Raw genomic sequence first — 22,357 nt, forward strand, 5'->3', positions numbered from 1 at the left:
TGCGGACCACCTCGTGCGCGGGCCGCCCCGACGCCTGCGCCATCCCGGCCGGGTCCAGGACGTCGTCGCCCCGGTAACCGGTCAACCGGGACCGTCGTGCTCCTACCGGGAGGCCTCGTCCAGCAGGGTCAGTTCCTCCTGCGACAGCGTCATGTCGGCGACGGCGAGCAGCGGCCGGAGCTGCTCGACGTTGCGGGCGCTGGCGATCGGCGCGGCCACCGTGGGCTGGGCGGCCAGCCAGGCGAGCGCGACGGTGGCCGGGGCGGCGCCGTGGGCGGCGGCGATCTTGTCCAGGGCGTCGAGCACCCGCGGGCCGCGCTCGGTCTCCAGGTAGCGTGCCGCCCCGGCCGCGCGCGGGCTGTCCGCCGTGACCCCCGGCCGGTACTTGCCGGTCAGGAAGCCGCTGGCCAGGCCGTAGTAGGGGGTGCTGGTCAGCCCGGCCTCGGTCACCACGTCGCGCAGCGCGCCCTCGTAGTCGCGCTCCAGCAGGTTGTAGTGCTGCTGCAGCACCCCGTACCGGGCCAGACCGGCCTCCTCGGAGATCGCGAGCGCCTGCGCGAGCCGCTCGGCACTGTGGTTCGAGGCGCCGATGTTGCGCACCTTGCCCTCGGTGACCAGCTCGTCGAACGCGCCGAGGGTCTCCTCCAAAGGAGTGTTCGCGTCGTCGATGTGGGCCCAGTACAGGTCGATGTAGTCCGTACGCAGCCGCCGGAGCGAGTCCTCGGCCGCCGCGCGGATGTTGGCCGCCGACAGCCCGGCACGGCTGCCCAGGGAACCCACCTTGGTCGCCACCACGATCCGGTCGCGGTTGCGGCGAGAGGCCATCCACTCGCCGATCACGGTTTCCGACTCCCCGCCGGCGTGCCCGGGGACCCACGCGGAGTAGGAGTCCGCGGTGTCGATGAGGTTTCCGCCCGCCTCGGCGTAGGCGTCCAGGACGGCGAAGGAGTCGTCCCGGTCGGCGGTCCAGCCGAAGACGTTGCCGCCGAGGCAGAGAGGAAACAGGTTCAGCTCAGAAAAGCTCATAGGCCAACTCTATTTCTTGACCGATCACGTGGGCACGGGGCCTTGGCACTCTCGCGCCGCGTTCAGGCGGGCACCATCTCCCTGACCGGCAGGGGCCGCTCCGTCTGGTCGATCCGCCCGGCCGGCGCGGGCGGATCGATCTGCGCGATCAGCTCGTCCATCGCCTCCCGCAGGTGGCCCATGAGCCGCCACACGTCGGCCACCCGGTCAGGACAGGACAGGATGCCGAAGTCGAGCGAGCCGTCGTAGGAGAAGCAGGTGATGTTGACCCCGCCGCTCACGTCGGTCAGCACCGACATGGGGTGGTAGGCGAGCACCCTGGCGCCGCACAGGTACAGCGGGAGCTGCGGACCCGGCACGTTGGAGACGATCAGGTTGATCGGCGGCAGCACGATCGAGGCCAGCCGGAACACCGCGGAGGTCGCCAGCGCGGTGACGGCCGAGGGCAGCAGCGACGACAGCTCGCCCAGCCAGGCCGTGGGGGCGCCGGCGAAGCGCCGCTTGGCGGCGAGCATGGTGCCCGCCATGACACGCAGGCGCTCGCGGGGGCAGGCCAGGTCGGTCGGGATCGGGGTGACCATGACGGAGATCTGGTTGCCGACCACCTGCCGCGCGCTCGCGGTGCGGACCGCGACCGGGACCGCGGCGATCAGCGGCCGGTCGGGCAGCGCGTCGCGCTCGTGCAGCCACGCGCGCAGCGCGGAGGCGCACAGCGTCATGACCACGTCGTTGACGCTGGCTCCCGCGCTCCTGGCCACCCGCTTGACGTCCGCGAGCGGGATCGACCCGTAGGAGAAGCGCCGCTCGGGGCCGATCGGGCCGTTGAACGGGGTGCGCGGCGCGGTCAGCATGGGCGGCTCGGACGGCTCCGACGCCCTCCCCGCGATCTTCCTGGTGGCGGCGGCCACCTGGCGGGCACCGGGCAGGGCCGAGGTGAGCGGCATCGTGTCGAGCTCGGTCGCCATGCGGCCCAGCGAGTACAGCGCCCTGGCGGGCTGGAGCGCAGTCCTGGCCACGGCCCCGGCGAGCATGCCGGCCAGGCCGGGGGCGGTGGTCCGCGGGCCGGGCGTCGGCGGCTCGACGGCGCGGGGCTCGGGTGTCAGGTCCAGCAGCGCCGCGAGCAGCTCGGCCCCCGACACCCCGTCGATGGCGCAGTGGTGGACCTTGGCGTACAGGGCGACCCGGCCGCCGGTCAGGCCGTGGATGAGGTGCATCTCCCACAGCGGGCGGGTCCGGTCGAGATGCCGCTCGTGGATCCTGGCCACCTTCTCGGCGAGCTGGGCCTCGTCACCGGGACCCGCGAGGGCCACCTCGTGGATGTGGCCGGCGACGTCGAACTCGGGATCTTCCGTCCAGTACGGCCGGTCGAGGCCGAACGGCACGGTGGCCAGGCGCAGCCTCAGCGCCGGCGCCAGGTGCAGCCGCTCGCGGAGCAGCCCGATCAGACACTCGCGGGTGAGGGCTCCAAGCCTGGAGCAGGCGGGGTCGAGGATGGCGAGTCCTGCGACGTGGGCCGCCGTGGTCGCCGATTCGGCATGAAGGAACTGCGCGTCGAGCGCGGTCAGCTGGCGCATCGGTCGGGCCTCCTGGCGGAAAATGGGAGAACACGCGTTGCCATCATCACCTCGGCACGTTTCCCTCTCGTTTCCTCCGTAGGACCTCCGGCGTCTTTCGGACGTCTCCTCGACAAGGCGCGGAGACTCACCGATCGTCGCTCTGCGTAACCTTCCCATTTCACGTGGTAGGCACGCCTTCCGGACAGGGTGGTCTCGGCGATCTTTTCCGAAGGTGATACTCGCTTATGGGCTTTCGGCGCCGCCCTCTCGCCTTTATTTCCTACCATTAAAATAGGTAATACGTGAAGGGTGACACACCTCGCACGCACCGGCCGTCACCTCAGCGGCCGAGGAAGGCGAGCAGCCGCTCCAAAGGCCAAGTGTTGATCACGTCGTCGGTGGTGAGCCACCCGCGCTGGGCGACGCCGATGCCGAACCGCTGGTTGCCCAGGTGCGGAACCGCGTGGGCGTCACTGTCGACGGAGAACTTCACGCCGTGGTGGCGCGCCAGCCGCACCAGGTCGGCGGGCAGGTCGGAACGGTCGGGGAAGGAGTCGATCTCCATCGCGGTGCCGGTGCGGGCCGCGGCGCGGAACACCTCGTCCCAGTCGGCGTCCACCGGCGGGCGGATGCCGATCCTGCGGGTGGTCGGGTGGCCGATGATGTTCACCCCCGGGTTCTCGCAGGCGGCGACGAAGCGCCGGGTCATCTCCGCGCGCGACTGGTTGAAGTGCGAGTGGACACTGGCCACGCAAACGTCGAAGCCCTCCAGCACCTCGGCCGGCCAGTCGACCGAGCCGTCGGGCGCGATGTTCAGCTCGCTGCCGTGCAGCAGCCGCGTCTTCGGATACTTCTTCTGCAGCTCGCGCAGGCGCTCGCGCTGCTGAAGGGCCTTTTCCAGCTTCATCCGGTGCATCGCCAGGTCGGGCGCGTGGTCGGTCACCGCGTAGTAGGAGTAGCCGCGGGCCGCGGCGGCGGCGACCATGTCCTCCAGGGAGGCGATCCCGTCGGTCAGGTCGGTGTGGGTGTGCAGATCGCCCCGGAGATCCTCGACGGTGACCAGCCTGGGCAGCTCGTGCCTGAGCGCGGCGGCGATCTCGCCGTTGTCCTCGCGCAGGGTCGGCGGGATCCACTCCATGCCGAGCGCCCCGAAGACCTCCTCCTCACCGGCGGCCGCGATCACCCGGTCGCCGTCGAACAGGCCGTACTCCGACAGCTTCCAGCCCTTCTTCACGACGATCTCCCGCAGGTGCACGGTGTGCTCCTTGGAACCCGTGAAGTACATCATCGCGGCGCCCCACGACTCGGCGGGGATGAGGCGCAGGTCGACCTGGACGCCCTGGGCGGTGCGGATCGAGGTCTTCTTCTCGCCCGAGGCGACGACCTCCGCGACGTAGGGCTGCGCCTTGAAGTCGTCCATCAGGGACTCGGGGCCGACCGCGAGGATGTCGACGTCGCCGACGGTGTCCTTCATCCGGCGCAACGACCCGGCGTAGGCGATCCGCTCGGCGCCCGGCAGCGAGGCGATGACCCGCTCGGCCAGGTCCATCGCCGTCCCGGTGTGCATCCTGGCGCTGTGCTCGGCGAGGTGCTCGACGCCCTTGAGGAGGTTTTCCACGGTCTTGGCGCCAAAGCCCTTGACGCCGTCGAGGCGCCCCTCCCCGATCGCCTTCACCAGCGCCTCGGGGGAGTCGATGCCCAGCTCCTGGAAGAGGAAGACGGCCTTCTTCGGCCCGAGCGAGGCCACCCGGGTCAGCCGCCTGACCCCCTGGGGGACCTTCTCCCGCAGGTCGTCGAGCTGCCGGAAGCCGCCTCGCTCCAGGTATTCCTCGACCTTCTTCGCGATCGCCTCGCCCACCCCGGGGACGCTCCGCACGGGCACGGCCCTGATGTCGTCGGGAAACCCCGCGATCGCCTTGGCGGCCTTCTGGTAACTGCGGACCCGGAACGCGTCGCCGCCGTTCATCGCGAACAGCTCGGCGTATTCCTCCAGGGCGGCGGCGACGTCATCGTTAGCTCGTGCCATGGGTCCAGCCTAGAAGATCGCGCCGACATTTCCCGTCGGGACGCCGGGAGAACCGGGCGGCGCGCGCCGCCGCGCCGCCCGGCGGTTCGTGTTCTCCGGTGCCCCCGTTATCCCCCGGTGTTTCCCGGGGGTGCCGTGGTCTCTCGGTCCCGGCCGTGGTCGGGCGGATCGGAGAGGTCCGCGGGATAGGTGAGCAGGTGGCCGCACATGCCGTCGCGGGGCACGGAGGGCACCCGGGTCACCGCGGCCTCGCGCAGGTGGGCGAGGTCACCGTCGCGCAGGGCCGCCAGCTGGGCGCCGGTCGTCTCGGCCGCGCGCAGCGGGCCGTCGCGCCAGCGGGACTCGAAGGTGTCCAGGCGGGGGGCGACGATCCTGGCGGCGGCCTCCAGGAAGGCGGCGAAGCCGGGCCGCCCCTGCGCGCGGAGCCGGAGGAACCCCTTGACGGCCAGGTCGCGGCGCTCGCGCGGATCCGAGCGCACGGCGTCGGCGTACCTGGCGGGGTCGGCGAGGATCTCGGGGGGAAAGGTGAGGACGGCGTCCCCGGCCTCGGGCAGGCCGCTGTTCTGCATGAGGACCACGATGCGCAGGCCGCCGCCGTTGACCAGGCGGTGGATCGTGCCGGGGGTGAAGTGGACGACGGAGCCGGGAGCCAGCGCCGTCTCCTCGTACCCACTCCAGGTCAGGGTCTGGACGCTGCCGGAACCGGCCACCACGGCGTACGCCTCGGCGCACAGCGTGTGCAGGTGGGGCGACCCCCCGCGCAGGTCGTCCTCGGTGGGCCAGTCATAGACGGTCAGATCGCTTACGCCGGTACCGAACACGGGTGCTCCTCACTCCTCGAAACTCCTCAAAACTCCGCGGACGCCTCCGCCGGGCGCGGCTCGGGACCGGTCATACCCCGCCGGAGGCGACGTGAGGCCGTTTCGTCCGTTACGGGGATAGGTGTTCTCGCACGGGCGCGTCACCGTACGACGACGGTCGTCAGGGAGCGCGGGGCGAGGGTGAGGCTCCTGGAAGGCCTCAGCCCCACCAGCGGGGTGGCGGCGAGAGAGTGCTCAGCGTCGGTCAGATAGGCGGTGGCGCGGCCGGGCCGGGTGGTGATCTCGGTGGTGACGGGGGCGGTGGAGGTGTTGAGGATCTCGACGACCTCCGAGCCTCCGGCGCCTCCGATGCTCCCGGCGCCTCCGGCGTTGCGGAAGGCGGTGACCTTCAGCGCCGGGTCGGTCGCGGCGACGGAGAGCCGGACCGCGCCGGGGCGGACGAAGCGGCTGTAGGCGGCCAGTGCCCACAGGCGCTTGGAGACGCGGTAGGTCGCGGTGGCCTCGTCGATCTGGATCAGTCCCCGGGTGGTGCCGCGCGAGGCGCCGAACCAGAAGACGTAACCGCTCACCCCGCCCAGGGTGAGCGAGTCGTGGATCTGCCGGGCGACCGCGAAGCCGTCGTAGCCGCTGCCGTCGTCCCACGCCTCGTTCCAGGTGGTCCCGTCGGGCGACCACTCCGACATCCACACGGGCCGGTCGGTGGGCAGCGGGCCGTCCACCGGGCTGACGTAGGGGTGCCCGGCGTGCGTGGCGACCCACCGCCGCGCGGCGGGGTCGGCCTCGACGGCGGTGGTGTACTCGCGCTGCCGGGACCAACCGGCGGCGTCACAGCAGACCACCTTGAGCCCGGTGCGGGCCGCGACCGGGCCGAGCACCTTGACGAACTCGGCGGCCTCGGCGGGGGTGAACCGCATCGAGGCGTACGAGACGGTGAGGTCGGGCTCGTTGGTGAACCCGAGGTCGGTGATCCTGATGCCCTCCCTGGCGTAGAACTTCGTGTACTGGACCAGGTAGTTCGCGTACGCCTGCCGCCATTCGGGCAGCAGTTTCCCGCCGTTGCTGTCGGAGCCGTTGTCCTTCATGTAGCCGGGGGCGCTCCAGGCGTCGGCGTAGAAGCGGCTCACGCCGTAGCGCCTCGCCTCCTTGGCCAGCCAGACCTGGCCGCCGTCCTCGCCGTCCCAGACGTATCTCGGCGGCGCGGACGGCCCGCCGGGATCCTCGGGCTGGATGGAGGTCATCAGGTCGTACGGGCTGCCCGCCGGGGAGGAGCCGATGCCCAGACGCAGGATGCTGAGCCCCGCGCCCTTCTCGGGACTGAGCCACAGATCGAGGATCTCCCGCTGTTTGGCGACGGGCAGCGCGCGGACCAGCTCGTTGCGCCGGAACGCCTGTGAGAAGCCGAAGCCGTCGATCCGCTGCAGCACGTCGTGGTGGTCCACCCGGACGTGAGAGACGTTTTCCATGGTGGATGGGCTGATTCCGAGGAGGGGGAGCGTGAGGATCGGTGCCAGCAGCGCCCTGTGGCGTCGAGACATGCGGAAACCCGCTTTCCGAAACTTTCCCAATATTACCGAGATATTTCGTGGCAAGTAACGTAAATGTTTCGAGAGCGGTCGTCAACAGCCGGTCAGGGCACGGCGGGGGAGGAGATCGGCGAGGTCCGGCGGGGCCCGCGGCCGGAAAGCGGCGTCGTGGGGGGAGAGTGCGCCGGGTCGGGCGCGGGCGGGGGAGGCCGATCGCGGCGGAGACGGGGCGAGGTCAGCCGGCCGGCGGGGCGGTGCTCTCGCGGACGAGAAGGTCGGTGGCCAGCTCCACCCGCCGGGGCTCGTGCCCGCCTCGGTCGAGCGCGAGCACCATCCGGGTGGCCAGCTCCGCCATCTCCTGGAGCGGCTGGCGCACGGTGGTCAGCGGTGGCCACGCGGAACGTGCCAACGGCAGGTCGTCGAAGCCCACCACGGACAGGTCGTCGGGGACCCGCAGGCCGCGCTGCCTGGCCGCCTCGAAGACGCCGAACGCCTGCATGTCGCTGCCGGCGAAGATCGCGGTGGGCGGCTCGTCCAGGGACAGCAGGTCGTGGCCGTGGTCGCGGCCGGAGCCGACCAGGAAGTCACCGTACCTGATGAGCTCCGTGTCCACCGCAATCCCCGCGGTCTCCAGCGCCGCCCGGTAGCCGTCGACGCGGGCCCTGCTGCACAGCATGGTGGCGGGGCCGCCGATCATCCCGATCCTGCGGTGGCCCAGTTCCAGTAGGTGGCGGGTCGCGGCCAGGCCGCCGTTCCAGTTGGTGGCGCCGACCGAGGCGACCCCGGGCGGCGGCTCGCCCTCCGGATCCACCACCACGAACGGGATGGCCCTGGCGGCCAGCTGGCCGTGCTGGTCGACGCTGATGCGGGAGCCGACCAGGATGGCCCCGTCGGTGCGCCGGGCGGCGATCCGCTCCACCCAGTCCCTGCCCGGCCCGGCGTGGCTGTGCAGGACCGAGACGACCACCCCGGCGTCGACCTCGCGGGCCGCGGTCTCCACGCCGCGCACCAGCTCCATCGCCCACGGGCTCTCGATCTCGGTGAAGACCAGGTCGACCAGGCCGACGGGGACGTCACCCTGACCGGTCCTGCGCTGGTAGCCGTGCTTGTGCAGCAGACGCTCGATGCGCTGCCTGGTCTCGGTCGCGACCTCGGGCCGCCCGTTGATGACTTTCGAGACCGTGGGCGCGGAGACCCCGGCCTCCTCGGCGATGAGGGCGATCGTCACGCGCGGCTTGGTTGGCATGTGGCGAATACTAACTGAAACCTTTCGGAGAGCCTCCGGTGGAGGTGGTCGTTGCTGTTCGGGATCACTACCGCCGGGCTATTGACGTGTAACCGCGAATTTACCTATTCTCCGGATCACGAAATATTCGGGGAAAATATGAAATCTTTCACCTTACCTCCCGAAAGGGGATCTCCATGTTGAGTCGGCGAGGCGTGGTGGCTCTGGCGGTGTCCGCGCTGCTTCTCGGAGCCTGCAGTACGACCGGAGACGGCAACGGAGCCCAATCTGGCGAGAGCGCCGGCTCGGACAAGGTCACCTTCGAGTTCTGGAACTTCGCGACGGCGGAACCCCTCAAGGGTTTCTGGGCCGATCGCATCAAGGAGTACCAGGCGGCCCACCCGAACGTCACGATCAAGAACGTCGCGATCGAGAACGACTCCTACAAGCCCAAGCTCGCCACGCTCACCCAGTCGGGCAAGGCGCCCGACCTCTACTCCACCTGGGGCGGCGGCGTCCTGAAGCAGCACATCGAGGCCGGCCTGGTGAAGGACCTGTCCTCAGAGGCCGGCGACGTCATCGGCGGCTTCACCCCGGCGTCACTGTCCGCCTACCAGTTCGACGGCAAGACCTACGGGCTGCCCGTCGACATCGGCATGGTCGGCTTCTGGTACAACAAGGCGCTGTTCAAGAAGGCCGGCATCACCACCCCGCCCGCCACCTGGACCGAGTTCCTGGACGCGGTGAAGAAGCTGAAGGACTCCGGCACCGCCCCGATCGCCCTCGCGGGCAAGGCCAAGTGGCCGGGCCACTACTACTGGGCCTACCTGGCGATGCGGGTGGCCGGGCTGGACGCGCTCAAGCAGGCCGGCACCACCAACGACTTCACCGGCCCCGACTTCGTCACCGCCGGGCAGCGGCTCAAGGAACTCGTCGACCTTCAGCCGTTCCAGAAGGGCTTCCTGGGCGCCGACTACTCCACCCCCGACGGCCAGGCCGCCAGCGTGAGCAACGGCAAGGCCGCGATGGAGCTGATGGGCCAGTGGGCCCCGTCCGTGCAGAACGACTCGGGCAAGGGCCTGGGCGACGACCTCGGCTTCTTCACCTTCCCCGCGGTGGAGGGCGGCAAGGGATCGGCGGGCGACGCCTTCGGCGGCGGCGGCGGTATGGCCGTGGGCGTGAACGCCCCGCCCGCCGCGCTGGACTTCCTGAAGTTCTCGCTCACGGCGGAGAACCACAGCAAGGCCGTGAAGGCCGGCGGGGTCCTGCCCGTGCTCAAGGAGGGCGAGGACACGGCCGTCACCGACCCCCACATCAAGACGGTCTCCGAGACGCTGGCGGCAGCGAGCGGCTTCCAGCTCTACCTCGACCAGGAGTACCCGCCGGCCGTCGGCCAGGAGGTCAACGACGCCGTGGCCGAGCTGATCGGAGGCACCAAGACGCCTGAGGAGGTCGTCCAGGTCATCACCGAGACGGCCAAGGCGGAGTCGGAGTAACCGCCCGGATGAAGACGATGACAGGGCCGGACGCACGTCCGGCCCCTCACGCAGAAAAACCCGCCGCCCGGCGGAGGGCCGACGGCCCCCGCCGGGGGCGCGGCTGGGTCACCGCGATCCTGTTCGTGCTCCCCGCGCTCGTCCTGTTCGTGCTGCTGGTGCTGGCACCGATCCTGGTGGCCGGCTACACCAGCCTCTACAAGTGGAACGGCATCGGCCCGCCGAGCAACTTCATCGGCCTGGACAACTTCACCCGGCTGTTCCAGAGCGACATCTTCGTCGGCGACCTGCGCAACGGCGCCATCCTGATCGTGCTGGGCCTGGGGGTGCAGCTGCCGCTCTCGCTGGGCCTGGCGGTGATGCTGAACCAGAGAATCCGCGGGCGCGCCTTCTACCGGCTGCTGTTCTTCGCGCCGTACATGCTCTCCGAGGCGATCACCGGCGTGCTGTTCTCGCTGATCCTGTCGCCCGAGGCGGGCCTGGCCAACCAGCTGCTCACCTCCTGGGGGCTGGAGCCGTGGCCCTGGCTGTCCGAACCGGACACCGTGATGTTCTCGCTCTTCCTGGTGATCACCTGGAAGTACTTCGGGTTCCACATGATCATCTATCTGGCCGGGCTGCAGGGTATCCCCAAGGAGCTGGGCGAGGCGGCCAGGATCGACGGCGCGGGCGGCTGGCAGGTGTTCCGCCACGTCACCCTGCCGCTGCTCGGCCCCACCGTCCGGGTCAGCGTGTTCCTGTCCGTCATCGGCACGATCCAGCTCTTCGACCTGGTCTGGATCCTCACCGGCGGCGGCCCTTCGCACGCCTCGGAGACCATGGCCGTCACCATGTTCGAGTACGGCTTCAAACGCACCCAGATCGGCTACTCCAGCGCGATCAGCGTCGTCATGTTCCTGATCAGCCTCGTCTTCGCCCTCGGCTACCAGCGGTTCGTCCTGCGCCGAGACCTGGAAGGGGCGAGTACCACCATGGGAGACCGTCGATGATCGCCCGGCTCAGGACGTACCCGACGCACGTGATCATCTGGGTCGCGGCCGTCTTCGTCGTCGTCCCCTTCCTGTACGGTCTGCTCGGCGGCTTCAAGACCTCAGGCCAGCTCTCCGGCAACCCGCTGGGCCTGCCCTCCCCGTGGGTCACCGAGAACTACACCGACGTGATCGGTTCCGGGGTGTTCTGGCGTCAGCTCCTCAACAGCCTGTTCATCGCGGTCACGACCACCGTGCTGGTCGTCGGCCTGTCGGCGATGGCCGCCTTCGCCTTCGCCAGGTTCGCCTTCCGCGGCAGGGAGTTCCTGTTCACGCTGTTCGCCATCGGGCTGATGTTCCCCTTCGCGGTGGCGATCCTGCCGCTGTTCGTCCTGCTGCGTACGTTCGGCCTGCTGGACAACCCTCTCGGGGTGATCCTGCCGCAGGCCGCGTTCGGACTCCCGCTGACCGTCATCATCCTGCGGACGTTCTTCCGATCCATCCCCAAGGAGGTCGAGGAGGCCGCCATCATCGATGGCTGCAGCCCCTTCGGCTTCTTCTGGAGAGTGCTGCTGCCGATAGCCAGGCCCGCCCTCGCCACCGTCTCGGTGCTGGCGATCGTGGCGAGCTGGAACAACTTCTTCCTGCCGCTGGTGGTCCTCAACGATCCGAACCTGTGGACCCTCCCGCTCGGTGTCCAGGAGTTCCGAGGACAGTACATGTCCGACACCGCGAGGATCCTCGCCTACGTCATGGTCTCCATGGTTCCGGCGCTCGCCTTCTACGCCGTCGCCGAGCGTCAGTTGATCAGCGGCCTCACCGCGGGCGCCACCAAGGGCTGACCCGAATTCCGTCGTCGTGTAGAGAGTGAGACAACATGACCCTGAGTGTCGCCGGATCCCGTCTCGTCGATTCGGCCGGCACCCCGGTACGGCTGCGTGGAGTAGGCCTCGGGGGCTGGCTGAACATGGAGAACTTCATCACCGGCTACCCGGCCAACGAGGCCGCGATGCGCGAGGCCGTGCGGGGGGTGCTGGGGGAGGAGCGGGCCGAGTTGTTCTTCGACCGTCTGCTCACCTCGTTCTTCGGCGCGGACGACGCCGCGCTGCTGGCCGGCCTCGGTGTCAACTGCGTCCGCATCCCGATCAACTACCGTCACCTGGAGTCCGACGACCGCCCCTTCGAGATCGTCGAGCACGGCTTCCGTCACCTGGACAGGGTGATCGCCCTGCTCGCCGAGCACGGCATCCGCAGCGTCATCGACCTGCACGCCCTGCCCGGGGCGCAGAACCAGCACTGGCACTCCGACAACCCCACCCACATCGCTGCGTTCTGGCAGCACCGGCACTTCCAGGACCGTGCCGTCCACCTGTGGGAGGTCGTGGCCGACCGCTACCGGGACAACCCCTGGGTGGCCGGATACAACCCGATCAACGAGCCGGGCGACTCCGGCGGGCGGGTCGTCGGCCCCTTCTACGACCGCCTGGTCAAGGCCGTCCGCGCCGTCGACCCCAAGCACGTGCTGTTCCTGGACGGCAACACCTACTCCACCGACTTCTCGATCTTCCGCGAGGTGTACGAGAACACGGTCTTCGTCTGCCACGACTACGCCCTGGCCGGTTTCGCGCACGGAGGCCCCTACCCGGGCCACACCCGTGGCGAGTGGGTGGACCGGGAGCAGCTGGAGCGCTCTTTCGAGCGACGGACGATCTTCCAGCGGGAGACCGGTACCCCCATCTGGGTGGGCGAGTTCGGCCCCGTCTACACCGGCACCCCGGAGATCGACCGGCAGCGCTACCAGATCCTGCGCGACCAGCTGGAGATCTTCGACTCCTACGAGGCCGGTTGGTCGCTGTGGACCTACAAGGACGTCGGGCTGCAGGGCCTGGTCAGCGCGGGTGAGCCGTACATGAGCCGCTTCGGTGCCTTCATCGCCAAGAAGGGACGGCTGGGCGCCGACCGGTGGGGCTCGACGATGGAGGAGTCGGCGAGCGAGCTCGCCCCCCTGCATCGGCTGATGGAGACCGAGTTCCCCACCTGGGATCCCTACCCGTGGGGTGCCCGCTACCAGATCGACGACCTGATCCGGCACATCCTCATCGCCCAGGCGCTGCTGCCCGAGTACGCCGATCTGCTGCGCGGTTGCTCCGACGAGGAACTCACCGCCCTGGCCGACTCCTTCGCCCTGGAGCAGTGCGTCCGGCGGCAGCCATTGCTGGACCTGCTCGCCGAGAACCTGCGCGGTGAAGCCCCTGGCGACGACGCCTGACCACCCCGCGGGGGTGCGATACCCCCGCGTGCCGGGGAGGTCGGTCAGGCGAGTGTCCGGCCGGTGCCGTTGAGAGCGTCGTTCAGTGCCGCCACCTGGTGCCGCATGAAGGTGCGTGAGACGGCGGCCCCGCTCTGGATCACGTCGAAGCTGTGGTAGGCGCCGGGCACCACGTGCAGCGTGCAGGGGACGCCGGCCTGCCGCAGTCGTTCGGCGTAGGCGACGTCCTCGTCGTGGAACAGATCGTTGGTGCCGACACCGATCCAGGCGGGCGGAAGTCCGGAGAGGTCCTCGTAGCGGGCCGGCGCGGCCAGCGGAGGTACGTCGCCGGTGGCCGCGGGGCCGAGGTAGGCGTGCCATCCGAAGCGGTTGTTCTCCTGGCTCCAGATGCGCAACCCGCGCCGGTCGACGTCGGTCCGCGCCGTGGTCCGGTCGTCGAGCATCGGGTAGGACAGCACCTGCAACACCGGGTTCACCTCGGCGCGCTCCCTGGCGAGCAGCGTCAGTGCGGCGGCGAGCCCGCCGCCGGCGCTCTCGCCGGCGATCGCGATGCGCGCCGGATCGACGTCCGGCTGTCCGGCCAGCCAGCGCAGCGCCGTGTGGCAGTCGTGCAGCGGTGTCGGGAACGGATGCTCCGGTGCCCGCCGGTATTCCACCGACACCGCGACGACCTCCAGCCGCTCGGCGACATGGCGGCACATGCGGTCTCCCATCGCGGCGGTTCCCGTGACGTATCCGCCCCCGTGGATCCACAGCAGAGCCGGTGCGGGGTTCCTGGCCGACGCCGGCCGGAAGACGCGCACGGAGACGTCGGCGTCGACGTGCACGATCGTCCCCTTCGAGGGGGGCCTGCTCCCGCCGAGCCCTTCCAGCTTGCGGACCAGGCCGAGGGTACGCGGACTGACCACCGAGCGCGGCAGGAACCGCGCCGTGCGCAGGTCGGGATTGAAGAGGGGCCCTGACATCCCTGACATCGCTGTCGCCTCCTTCTTTGGCGGGTCGTACCCGGTCGGCGCCTGCCGACCGAGTTCGGCCGCTCGGTGTCGGGAATGCCGCCCACGATAAGGTGGAATGTCTGGCGAATTAGGTAGATATCCGGTTGCTCGCCAGGCGGATGGAGACGAGAGCCTTACCCCGGCCGCCGGGGAGGACTCCTACTCCTCCTCGGTGAACACGAGTTCGCGGCGTCTGCGGATCGCCGGCAGGACGGTGACGACGAGCGCCGCCGCGGCCAGGGCGAGGAGCGTCGCGGAGATCGGCCGGGTGAGGAAGACCGACGCGTCGCCGCGGGAGATGATGAGCGCCCGCCGTAGGTTCTCCTCGAGCAGGGGGCCGAGGACGAAGCCGAGCAGCAGCGGCGCGGGCTCGCAGCCACACTTGATCAAAAGGTAGCCCAGGATCCCGAAGAACACGATCGCGTAGACGTCGTAGGCGTTGAACGCCAGGGAGTACGTGCCGATCGCGGCGAACAGGATGATCATCGGGAACAGCACCTGGTACGGGATGCGCAGCATGCGCACCCAGAGGCCGATCAGCGGCAGGTTCAGCAGCACGAGCAGCACGTTGCCGATCCACATCGACGCGATCAGGCCCCAGAACAGCGCCGGCTCGTCGGTGATGACGTTCGGGCCGGGGGTGATGCCGTGGACGATGAACGCGCCGACCATCAGCGCCATCACCGGGTGGGCGGGCAGGCCCAGGGTGAGCAGCGGGATGAACGATGTCTGCGCGGCGGCGTTGTTCGCCGACTCGGGGCCGGCGACGCCCTCGATCGCGCCGTGCCCGAACTCCTGCCGCCGCCTTGAGATCCGCTTCTCGACGGCGTACGAGGTGAACGAGGCCAATACGTGGCCACCGCCGGGCAGGACGCCGAGCGCGGAGCCGAGAGCGGTGCCCCGCAGGATCGGGCCGACGATCCGGCGCCGGTCCTCGCGGGTCGGCCAGAGGTTCCTCACCCTGTCGGCGATCGCCGCGGTAGTCCGCTCGTTCTCCAGGTTGCGCAGGATCTCGGCCACCCCGAACACGCCGACGGCGACCGACACGAAGTCGACGCCGCCGTACAGCTCGCGCCGGTCGAACACGAACCGGGGCGTGCCGGTGTAGATGTCCTGGCCGATCGTGCCGAACAGGACACCGAGCCCGATCATCGCCAGTGCCTTGAGCGCCGCGCCGCGCGCCAGCGCGATCGACACGATCAGGCCGAGCAGCACCAGCGAGAAGTATTCCGCGGGGCCGAACGTCAATGCGACGCGGGCGAGCGGCGGGGCCGCGACGGCGAGTACGACGGTGGCGACCGTGCCCGCGAAGAAGGATCCGATCGCGGCGGTGGCCAGCGCCGCGCCGGCCCGGCCCTGCCGGGCCATCTCGTGCCCGTCCAGAGCGGTGACCGCCGCCGACGACTCACCGGGCAGGTTGATCAGGATGGCGGTCGTCGAGCCGCCGTACTGCGCGCCGTAGTAGATGCCCGCCAGCATGATCAACGCCGTCACCGGCTCGAAGCCGAACGTGATCGGCAGCAGCATCGCCACCGTCGCCGTCGGCCCGATGCCGGGCAGCACGCCGACCGCCGTCCCGAGCAGCACCCCCACGAAGCAGTAGAGGACGTTCTGCAGTAGCAGGGCGGTGGAGAGGCCCAGCGCGAGGTTTTCGAGAAGTTCCATGCCTCAATCCGGATGTCGCGTCAGAACCCCAGCCACGGGCCCCACAGCGGGATCCGCAGCTGAAGTCCGACGACGAAGATGAGCGTGGCGGCCGCGGTCAGCCCGGCGGCCACGGCGACGGCGGTGAGCAGCCGTACGCGCGAGTCGGCCAGCGCGGTGAGCAGGGCGGTCGCCGCCGAGGCCGGTACGAATCCAAGGCCCCGGGCGGTGAGGCCGAAGAACACGAGCGCGAGCGTGATGACGGCGACCGCACGCCAGGGGATCGGCCCGAACGAGATCACCTCGCCGGCGACGAGCCCTTTGACGACGATCGCCAGACCCAGGACCGTCACGATCGCGCCGGCCAGCAGCGGGAAGGCGCCGGGGCCCATCCGCAGCGGGGTGCCCAGCTCGTGGCCGAGCGACCCCGCCACGAACGCGCCACCGATCAGGACGAAGACTCCCCCGGCGAGGACGTCGGGGAGGGACCTGCGGCGCTCCACTTCAGGAGGCCTTGACGCCGGCGTCTGCGATGACCTTGGCCCAGGTGCCGAGCTGCTCTTCGAGCTTGGCCCGCAGCGCCTGCGGGGTCGCGTCCTCGGCCGGGACCGGTACGGTGCCGAGTTTGGCCATCTGCTCGACGACTCCCTGGTCGGCCAGTGCCGTCTTCAGCGCCTCGGACAGCTTCTGGACGGCGTCCTGCGGGGTGCCGGCCGGGACGTAGAGGCCGTGCCACACGCTGACCTGGAGTCCGGGCAGCCCGGCCTCGGCCGTGGTGGGCAGTTCCGGCAGGCTCTTCACCCGCTCCGGGGTGGTGACCGCGTACGCCTTCACCTCACCGGCGGAGATCTGGCCGCTGGTGTTGGTCGTCTGGTCGCACATGAAGTCGACCTGGCCGCCGACGAGGTCGGTCAGCGCGGGGCCGGTGCCCTGGTAGGGGACCTCCTGGAGCTTGACGCCCGCGGCGGTCTGGAAGAGCAGGCCGCACAGGTGGGAGGCGGCGCCGATGCCGGCGTTGGCCAGCGTGACCTCGCCGGCGTTCGCCTTCACGTGGGTCACGAGGTCCTGGAGCGTCGCGGGCGTGAAGTCCTTGCGGGCGACGACCGTCATCGGCACCTCGGTGACGAGCCCGACCATCTCGAAGTCCTCAAGCGGCTGGTAGCCCAGGTTCTGGTAGAGGGCGGGCGCCGTCGACATGCCGATGTGGTGCATGAGCACCGTGTAGCCGTCGGGGGCGGCCCGCGCGACCTCGCCGGCGCCGACCGTGCCGCCCGCGCCCTCGACGTTCTGGACGACGATCTTGGCGCCGAGCTTGGCGGCCATCGGTTCGGCGATCATGCGGGTGACGGTGTCCGTCGGGCCGCCCGCGCTGAACGGTACGACGAACGTGATGTTCTGGTCCGGGTAGCCACCGGCGGCGGTGCTTCCGCCGGTGGCGCCCCCGTTGCCGGAGCAGGCGGCGACAAGTGAGACGGCGCCGATCGTGGCGATCAGCCGTGCGATGGCCCGGTGTCTGCCGGTCGTTCTCATGTCGAGGCCTCCTCGTTGGCGCACGCGCATCTGCCGGTATGCGCGCGGCCTCAGTCTCGACTGACGAGGGCGCGAATAGTGTCAGAGAAATCCAAAGAATGCGATGGATGTCAGAGAAATCAAAAAAAATGAAGGGCTGACCAGAAGGCGATTCACGCCGTAAAATCCGCCGGTATGCGGATCACCATCATCGAGGATGACGACCGCGTGGCGCGGGGTCTGGTCACCGTCCTGGCCCAGGCGGGCTTCGAGGTCCACCGCATCGCCACCGCGGCGGAGGCCGTACGCGCGGCCCCTTCCGACGTGGTTCTCGTCGACCTGGGCCTGCCCGACGGCGACGGGCTCGACGTGATCCGCAGGCTGCGCGACCGCCCGGAGACCGCGGTCATCGCCGTGACGGCACGATCGGAGGAGCACGAGCGGGTCCGCGGCCTGCGCGCCGGCGCCGACGACTACATCGTGAAGCCGTTCGGCATACCGGAGCTGCTGGCCAGGATCGACGCCGTCCTGCGGCGCACCCGGGTGGCCCGCGCGCTGAGCCACCCCGACGAGCCACTCGTCCTCGGCCCGATGCGGATCGCCGTCGGCACCCGCGAGGTCGCCGTCGGCGGCACGCCCGTGACGCTGACCCGCAAGGAGTTCGAGCTGCTCCTGCTGCTGGCCCGGCGGGCTCCGAACGTGGTGAGCCGCGACGTCATCCTCGACCAGATCTGGGGCGCGACCTGGGAGTCCTCCAGCCGCACCCTGGACACCCACATCGCGGCGCTGCGGCACAAGATCGGGCCGGCCGTGCTCATCCGCACGATCCACGGGGTCGGCTATCGGCTCCTGGCCGACCAGCCGGAGCTGATCGGCTGACGCGCCGTGCACCGTCGCCTGCTCGTCGTCCTCGTCCCCCTCGCGGTGCTACTCGTCGCGGCGCTCGGGGTGCCGCTCAGCGTCACCGTGGCCGAGCGGGAGATGCAGGAGACCTACGTCGATCGGCTCAACGACGTCGGCCGGTTCGCCTCGCTCGCCGACACCGCGCTGTCGACCGGGCGGACCGAGGCGCTCCAACAGGAGCTGGCGCGCTACCACGAGCTGTACGGCATCCCGGCCGCGGTGATCGACACCTCGGGCACGGTGCTGCTCGGACCGGCCGCCGCGTACCGGCGGGCGGCGCGGGCCGAGCGGGCGCTGCCCAGGATCGTGACCGCGGCGCTGGCCGGGGCGAGGTCCGAGCCCTCCGGGGAGTGGGCTCCGTGGGACGGCTCCGCGCTCGTGGTCGCGGAGCCGGTGGGCAGGGACAGCGAGGTCGTCGGAGCCGTCGTGACGATCTCCGGCCTGTCGAAGACGCACCGTCGCATCCTCGTGCGATGGGCCTGGCTCGCAGGGCTCGGGCTGCTCCCGCTGGTCGCGCTGGTGGCCGTCGCCTGGCCGGTGTCGGCGTGGGTGCTGCGGCCGGTGCGGGAACTGGACGCGGCGAGCTCGCGGATCTCACGGGGCGACCTCACCATCCGGGCGGACGCCGAGGCCGGTCCGGTCGAGCTGCGGCGGCTGGCGGAGTCGTTCAACACCATGATGGACGCGGTCGAGAACGCCGTGCAGCGGCAGCGGGCGTTCGTGTCCGACGCCTCGCACCAACTGCGCAATCCGCTCACCAGCCTCCGGCTCGCCGTGGAGAGCCTGGAGCCGCACCTGCGCGAGACCGGCGGCGGGCGGCAGGTCTACGACATCGCCGTCGACGAGCTGAAGGCGATGCAGCGGATGCTGAACTCGCTGCAGGCCAGCGCGCGGATGGAGAGCATACGCACGGCGTCGCCGGTGGATCTCGACGCGGTGCTGGCGACCCGGGTGGACCGGTGGCAGGCGCTGACGGCGACGGCGGGGCAGAGGTTGGCGGTCGACGTGCCGTCGGGGCTGCGGCTGCTGGAGCCGACGGGCGGGCTGGGCAGCATCCTGGACGAGCTGATCAGCAACGCGTTGCGGCTCTCGGGCGCGCGGGTGGTGGAGGTGAGGGCCGGATTCGTCCCCGGAGGTACGGGCGCCGGCGACGCCTCCGGAGACGTGGTCACGATCACCGTCCGTGACGACGGCGAGGGAATCGACGCCTCCGAGCGGGCCCAGGCGCTGGGCAGGTTCTGGCGGTCACCGCGGCACCAGAACGTGCCGGGGACCGGCCTGGGGCTGGCGATCTGCGCCGACCTGGTCGGGGCGGCCGGGGGCGAGCTGCGGCTGGAGGACGGGTTGCCGCGTCCGGACGGGGCCGGGTGCGGATTCGCCGCGGTGGTCGCGCTGCCGGCCGTCTCGGGACAGGAGTCGCCGACCGAGGACCAGGCTCCTTCGTGCGCCTGAGGCTCCGGTTCCCTCGGGCGTCCGAGATGGTGCGCCTGGGAAAAGCCGGTTCCCTCGGGCGTCCGAGATGGTGCGCCTGGGAAGCCGGCTCCTTCGCGCGTCTGAGGTCGTGCGCCCGAGAAGACTCAGGTTCCGTCGCGGGCCCGCCGCCCGGGGTCAGCGCTTGCGGTCGCGGAACCAGGCGGCCGCTCCCGGATGGAGCGGGATCGACGCGGTGGAGATCCCGGTACGCACGTTGATCTGCCACGCCTCTGGAACGGCCTCGGCGTCGTCGCGGCTGGCGGAGATGATCGTGCCGGTGTGCGTGAAGATCGTGTCGGTGATGGCGTGGACCAGGCCGTCGGGCAGGTCGTCGCGCACGAGGAGCACGTTCGGCACGGCGACGGTGCGGGTGGCCGGGACGCCGGTGTAGGCGGTCGCGGGGATCGTGGCCGGAGCGTAGGGGCCGGGGAACGCGGCGAAGAGCGCGTCGGCCTGCGCGTCCAGCGGGATCAGCCGGATCGGGTGGCGTCGCGCCAGCTCCGTGACGGCGGGTGTCGGGACGCCGGTCAGGGAGAACATCGCGTCGATCTCGCCGTCGCGCAGCGCCGCCGCCGACTCGGCCTGGCTGAGGTAGCGGACGTCGGTCTTCATCCGGCCGAGCTCCAGAACCCGCAGCGACGTGAACTCGGTGCCCGAGTCGTGAGCGCCCAGGGACACACGCCTGCCGTGGAGATCCCGGAACTCTCCGATCTCGGAACCGGCCATGACCACGAGATGCAGGTGGCTGTCGTAGAGCCGACATATCGCCGAGAGTCCCTCGGGCGCGCTGCCGTCGGTCGTGATCAACGCGTCCAGGCTCGTCAGCCCGAGGTGGACCTCGCCGGCCCGCAGCATCCGGATGTTGTCGGCCGACGCCCCGCTCGGCACGGTGACCAGGGTGACGCCCGGCACCCGCTCGGAGACGTGTTCGGCGAGCGCGCCGCCGATGCGCCGGTACACCGCCCCCGCCGGCCCGGTGGCGAGGCGCAGGTGGACCTTGTCGGCCTCGGGCTGCCGGGAGCAGCCGGCGAGCAGCCCTCCGGCGGCAAGGAGCACCGCCCTCCGGCTGAACCGCGGCTCCGGATTCAGCGCCATGCGGAGATGATACGGACGGCGGCCCCGGTCTGCGGATCTTTCCCTCCGGGCAACCGGAGAAGGAGGTTCTCGCCGGGCCGAGGGCTTCGGGAGGCCCCGGGAGGCTCCGGTCCGAGGATCTCTTCCCCTGGCCAACGGCTGGCCTTTCGCTCGTGTTATCGCCAACAATTGGAGTCGCCCGCCTTTGCGGTGATCCACGAGTTTGGCGATCTCGCGTCGGAGGCCGGCGCGGGTCGCGCATGAGTCGCACATGAGTCGCAGTATGAGTCGCACATGAGGAGACCTTCGTGCTGTCCGCGCACCTCACCCTCGACCCCGCGTTCAGGGTGGCCCCCGTCCACCGGCGCACCTTCGGGACGTTCGTCGAACACCTCGGCCGATGTGTCTACACCGGCATCTACGAACCCGGCCACCCCACCGCCGACGAGGAGGGCTTCCGGGGGGACGTGCTGGAGCTCACCCGCGAGCTGGGCGTGACCACGGCCCGCTACCCCGGTGGGAACTTCGTGTCCGGATACCGCTGGGAGGACGGCGTCGGCCCCAGGAGCGAACGGCCCCGGCGGCTCGACCTGGCCTGGCACAGCACGGAGACCAACGAGTTCGGCCTGGACGAGTTCGTCGCCTGGACGCGCAAGGCCGAGCTGGAGCCGATGATGGCCGTCAACCTCGGCACCCGGGGAGTCGCCGAGGCGCTGGACCTGCTGGAGTACTGCAACATCGAGTCCGGGACCCACCTGTCGGACCTGCGCGTCGCCCACGGCGCCAAAAGGCCGCACGACATCCGGATGTGGTGCCTGGGCAACGAGATGGACGGCCCGTGGCAGATCGGCCACATGAGCGCCCGCGAGTACGGGCGGCTGGCCGCCGGGACCGCCCGCGCCATGCGCATGATCGACCCGGCCCTGGAACTCGTCGCCTGCGGGAGCTCGGGCTCGGGCATGCCCACCTTCGGCGCGTGGGAGTCCACCGTGCTGGAGGAGACCTACGACCTGGTGGACTTCGTCTCCTGCCACGCCTACTACGAGGAGCACGACGGCGACCTGGCGAGCTTCCTCGCCTCGGCGGCCGACATGGACCACTTCATCGACGCGGTGGTGGCGACGGCCGACAGCGTGGGCGCCAGGCTCAGAAACAAGAAGAAGATCAACATCTCGTTCGACGAGTGGAACGTCTGGTACCTGTCCCGCTTCCAGAACGCAGAACCGCCGCGCGACTGGCCGGTCGCTCCGCCGCTGCTCGAAGACCACTACCACCTGGCCGACGCGGTGACCTTCGGCGGGCTGCTGATCTCGCTGCTGCGCCACAGCGACAGGGTGACGTCCGCCTGCCTGGCCCAGCTGGTCAACGTGATCGCCCCCATCATGACCGAACCGGGCGGCAGGGCCTGGAGGCAGACCACCTTCCACCCCTTCGCCCAGGCCTCCCGGTACGCGGTGGGTCAGGTGCTGCGGATCGAGTCCGCCTCTCCCACCCACGAGACCGCGAGGTTCGGAGAGGTCGCCGCCCTCGACGCCGTCGCCACCCACGACGAGGAGAGCGGCGCCACCACGCTGTTCGCCGTCAACCGCTCGACCGACCGGCCGCTCACCCTCACCGCCGACCTGCGCGCCCTCGGTCCGGTGAGGCTCGCCGGGGCCACGGTGCTGTCCGGCCCCGACCCCTACGCCCGCAACACCGCCGACGCCCCGGACACGGTGGCCCCCCGTACGAACACCGAGGCCCGCCTCGACGCCGGGACCCTGGAGATCACGCTGCCCGCCGTCTCGTGGAACGTGATCCGTCTCCTCCGCGCCTGACCCGTCCGTCCGTTCGCCGTCCGCTCGCCGAC

Annotated in this window: 18 protein-coding genes; 7 read left to right on the forward strand and 11 right to left on the reverse strand. The window is 70.5% G+C overall.

What is annotated here, in order from left to right:
- Positions 1-102 precede the first annotated feature (102 nt).
- From ABZ664_RS08700 to ABZ664_RS08725, 6 genes are all read right to left on the reverse strand, one after another.
- Positions 103-1,026 carry an aldo/keto reductase gene (locus ABZ664_RS08700; RefSeq protein ID WP_362505152.1) on the reverse strand — a complete coding sequence of 308 codons (924 nt, stop codon included), beginning with the start codon at positions 1,024-1,026 and terminating at the stop codon, positions 103-105.
- 62 nt (positions 1,027-1,088) lie between these two features.
- Positions 1,089-2,600 carry a wax ester/triacylglycerol synthase family O-acyltransferase gene (locus ABZ664_RS08705; RefSeq protein WP_362505154.1) on the reverse strand — a complete coding sequence of 504 codons (1,512 nt, stop codon included), beginning with the start codon at positions 2,598-2,600 and terminating at the stop codon, positions 1,089-1,091.
- A 322-nt stretch (positions 2,601-2,922) separates the two neighbouring features.
- On the reverse strand, positions 2,923-4,608 hold the full coding sequence (polX, locus tag ABZ664_RS08710) for a DNA polymerase/3'-5' exonuclease PolX (RefSeq protein WP_362505157.1): 1,686 nt from the start codon (positions 4,606-4,608) through the stop codon (positions 2,923-2,925).
- A gap of 107 nt (positions 4,609-4,715) precedes the next feature.
- The gene (locus ABZ664_RS08715; protein WP_362505160.1) at positions 4,716-5,429 is read right to left on the reverse strand and encodes a cupin domain-containing protein; all 714 of its coding nucleotides are present in this window, start codon (positions 5,427-5,429) and stop codon (positions 4,716-4,718) included.
- A gap of 140 nt (positions 5,430-5,569) precedes the next feature.
- Entirely contained in the window at positions 5,570-6,892 is a 1,323-nt protein-coding gene (locus ABZ664_RS08720) for a glycoside hydrolase (RefSeq protein WP_362505163.1), read from the reverse strand.
- Positions 6,893-7,187: 295 nt separating this feature from the next.
- Positions 7,188-8,198 carry a LacI family DNA-binding transcriptional regulator gene (locus tag ABZ664_RS08725; protein ID WP_362505166.1) on the reverse strand — a complete coding sequence of 337 codons (1,011 nt, stop codon included), beginning with the start codon at positions 8,196-8,198 and terminating at the stop codon, positions 7,188-7,190.
- Positions 8,199-8,374: 176 nt separating this feature from the next.
- Between ABZ664_RS08725 and ABZ664_RS08730 the strand changes: the two genes are divergently transcribed.
- The 4 genes from ABZ664_RS08730 to ABZ664_RS08745 are packed head-to-tail and all read left to right on the forward strand — an operon-like array spanning position 8,375 to position 12,910.
- A complete protein-coding gene (locus ABZ664_RS08730) occupies positions 8,375-9,673 on the forward strand; it encodes an extracellular solute-binding protein (RefSeq protein WP_362505169.1) in 1,299 nt (432 codons plus the stop codon).
- A gap of 8 nt (positions 9,674-9,681) precedes the next feature.
- Positions 9,682-10,662, forward strand: coding sequence for a sugar ABC transporter permease (locus ABZ664_RS08735; protein ID WP_362505172.1), 981 nt, complete (start codon positions 9,682-9,684; stop codon positions 10,660-10,662).
- Positions 10,659-11,483, forward strand: a complete 825-nt coding sequence (locus ABZ664_RS08740) for a carbohydrate ABC transporter permease (protein WP_362505175.1) — start codon at positions 10,659-10,661, stop codon at positions 11,481-11,483. Before ABZ664_RS08735 ends, ABZ664_RS08740 begins: the two co-directional genes overlap by 4 nt.
- 35 nt (positions 11,484-11,518) lie before the next feature.
- On the forward strand, positions 11,519-12,910 hold the full coding sequence (locus tag ABZ664_RS08745) for a cellulase family glycosylhydrolase (RefSeq protein ID WP_362505178.1): 1,392 nt from the start codon (positions 11,519-11,521) through the stop codon (positions 12,908-12,910).
- Between the two features lie 44 nt (positions 12,911-12,954).
- Here ABZ664_RS08745 and ABZ664_RS08750 read toward each other — a convergent pair whose 3' ends face one another.
- From ABZ664_RS08750 to ABZ664_RS08765, 4 genes are all read right to left on the reverse strand, one after another.
- The gene (locus tag ABZ664_RS08750; protein ID WP_362505180.1) at positions 12,955-13,884 is read right to left on the reverse strand and encodes an alpha/beta hydrolase; all 930 of its coding nucleotides are present in this window, start codon (positions 13,882-13,884) and stop codon (positions 12,955-12,957) included.
- Positions 13,885-14,064: 180 nt separating this feature from the next.
- The gene (locus ABZ664_RS08755; RefSeq protein ID WP_362505183.1) at positions 14,065-15,570 is read right to left on the reverse strand and encodes a tripartite tricarboxylate transporter permease; all 1,506 of its coding nucleotides are present in this window, start codon (positions 15,568-15,570) and stop codon (positions 14,065-14,067) included.
- A 20-nt stretch (positions 15,571-15,590) separates the two neighbouring features.
- Entirely contained in the window at positions 15,591-16,052 is a 462-nt protein-coding gene (locus ABZ664_RS08760; RefSeq protein ID WP_362505186.1) for a tripartite tricarboxylate transporter TctB family protein, read from the reverse strand.
- 1 nt (position 16,053) lies between these two features.
- Positions 16,054-17,079, reverse strand: a complete 1,026-nt coding sequence (locus tag ABZ664_RS08765; protein ID WP_362505189.1) for a tripartite tricarboxylate transporter substrate-binding protein — start codon at positions 17,077-17,079, stop codon at positions 16,054-16,056.
- A 174-nt stretch (positions 17,080-17,253) separates the two neighbouring features.
- Between ABZ664_RS08765 and ABZ664_RS08770 the strand changes: the two genes are divergently transcribed.
- Both ABZ664_RS08770 and ABZ664_RS08775 read left to right on the forward strand, forming a co-directional pair.
- Complete coding sequence (locus ABZ664_RS08770) at positions 17,254-17,937, forward strand: response regulator transcription factor (protein WP_362505192.1); 684 nt, start codon at positions 17,254-17,256, stop codon at positions 17,935-17,937.
- 6 nt (positions 17,938-17,943) lie between these two features.
- Entirely contained in the window at positions 17,944-19,413 is a 1,470-nt protein-coding gene (locus tag ABZ664_RS08775) for a HAMP domain-containing sensor histidine kinase (RefSeq protein ID WP_362505195.1), read from the forward strand.
- Positions 19,414-19,569: 156 nt separating this feature from the next.
- Here the strand turns inward: ABZ664_RS08775 and ABZ664_RS08780 are convergent, their stop codons facing one another.
- A complete protein-coding gene (locus ABZ664_RS08780) occupies positions 19,570-20,529 on the reverse strand; it encodes a TAXI family TRAP transporter solute-binding subunit (RefSeq protein WP_362505198.1) in 960 nt (319 codons plus the stop codon).
- 287 nt (positions 20,530-20,816) lie between these two features.
- Between ABZ664_RS08780 and ABZ664_RS08785 the strand changes: the two genes are divergently transcribed.
- Positions 20,817-22,325 (forward strand): alpha-N-arabinofuranosidase, encoded by a 1,509-nt coding sequence (locus ABZ664_RS08785; RefSeq protein WP_362505201.1) that lies wholly within the window; start codon positions 20,817-20,819, stop codon positions 22,323-22,325.
- The last annotated feature ends 32 nt before the right edge of the window (positions 22,326-22,357 follow it).

The sequence above is a fragment of the Streptosporangium sp. NPDC006930 genome (genome assembly GCF_040635605.1).
In the GTDB taxonomy this organism is placed as follows: domain Bacteria; phylum Actinomycetota; class Actinomycetes; order Streptosporangiales; family Streptosporangiaceae; genus Streptosporangium.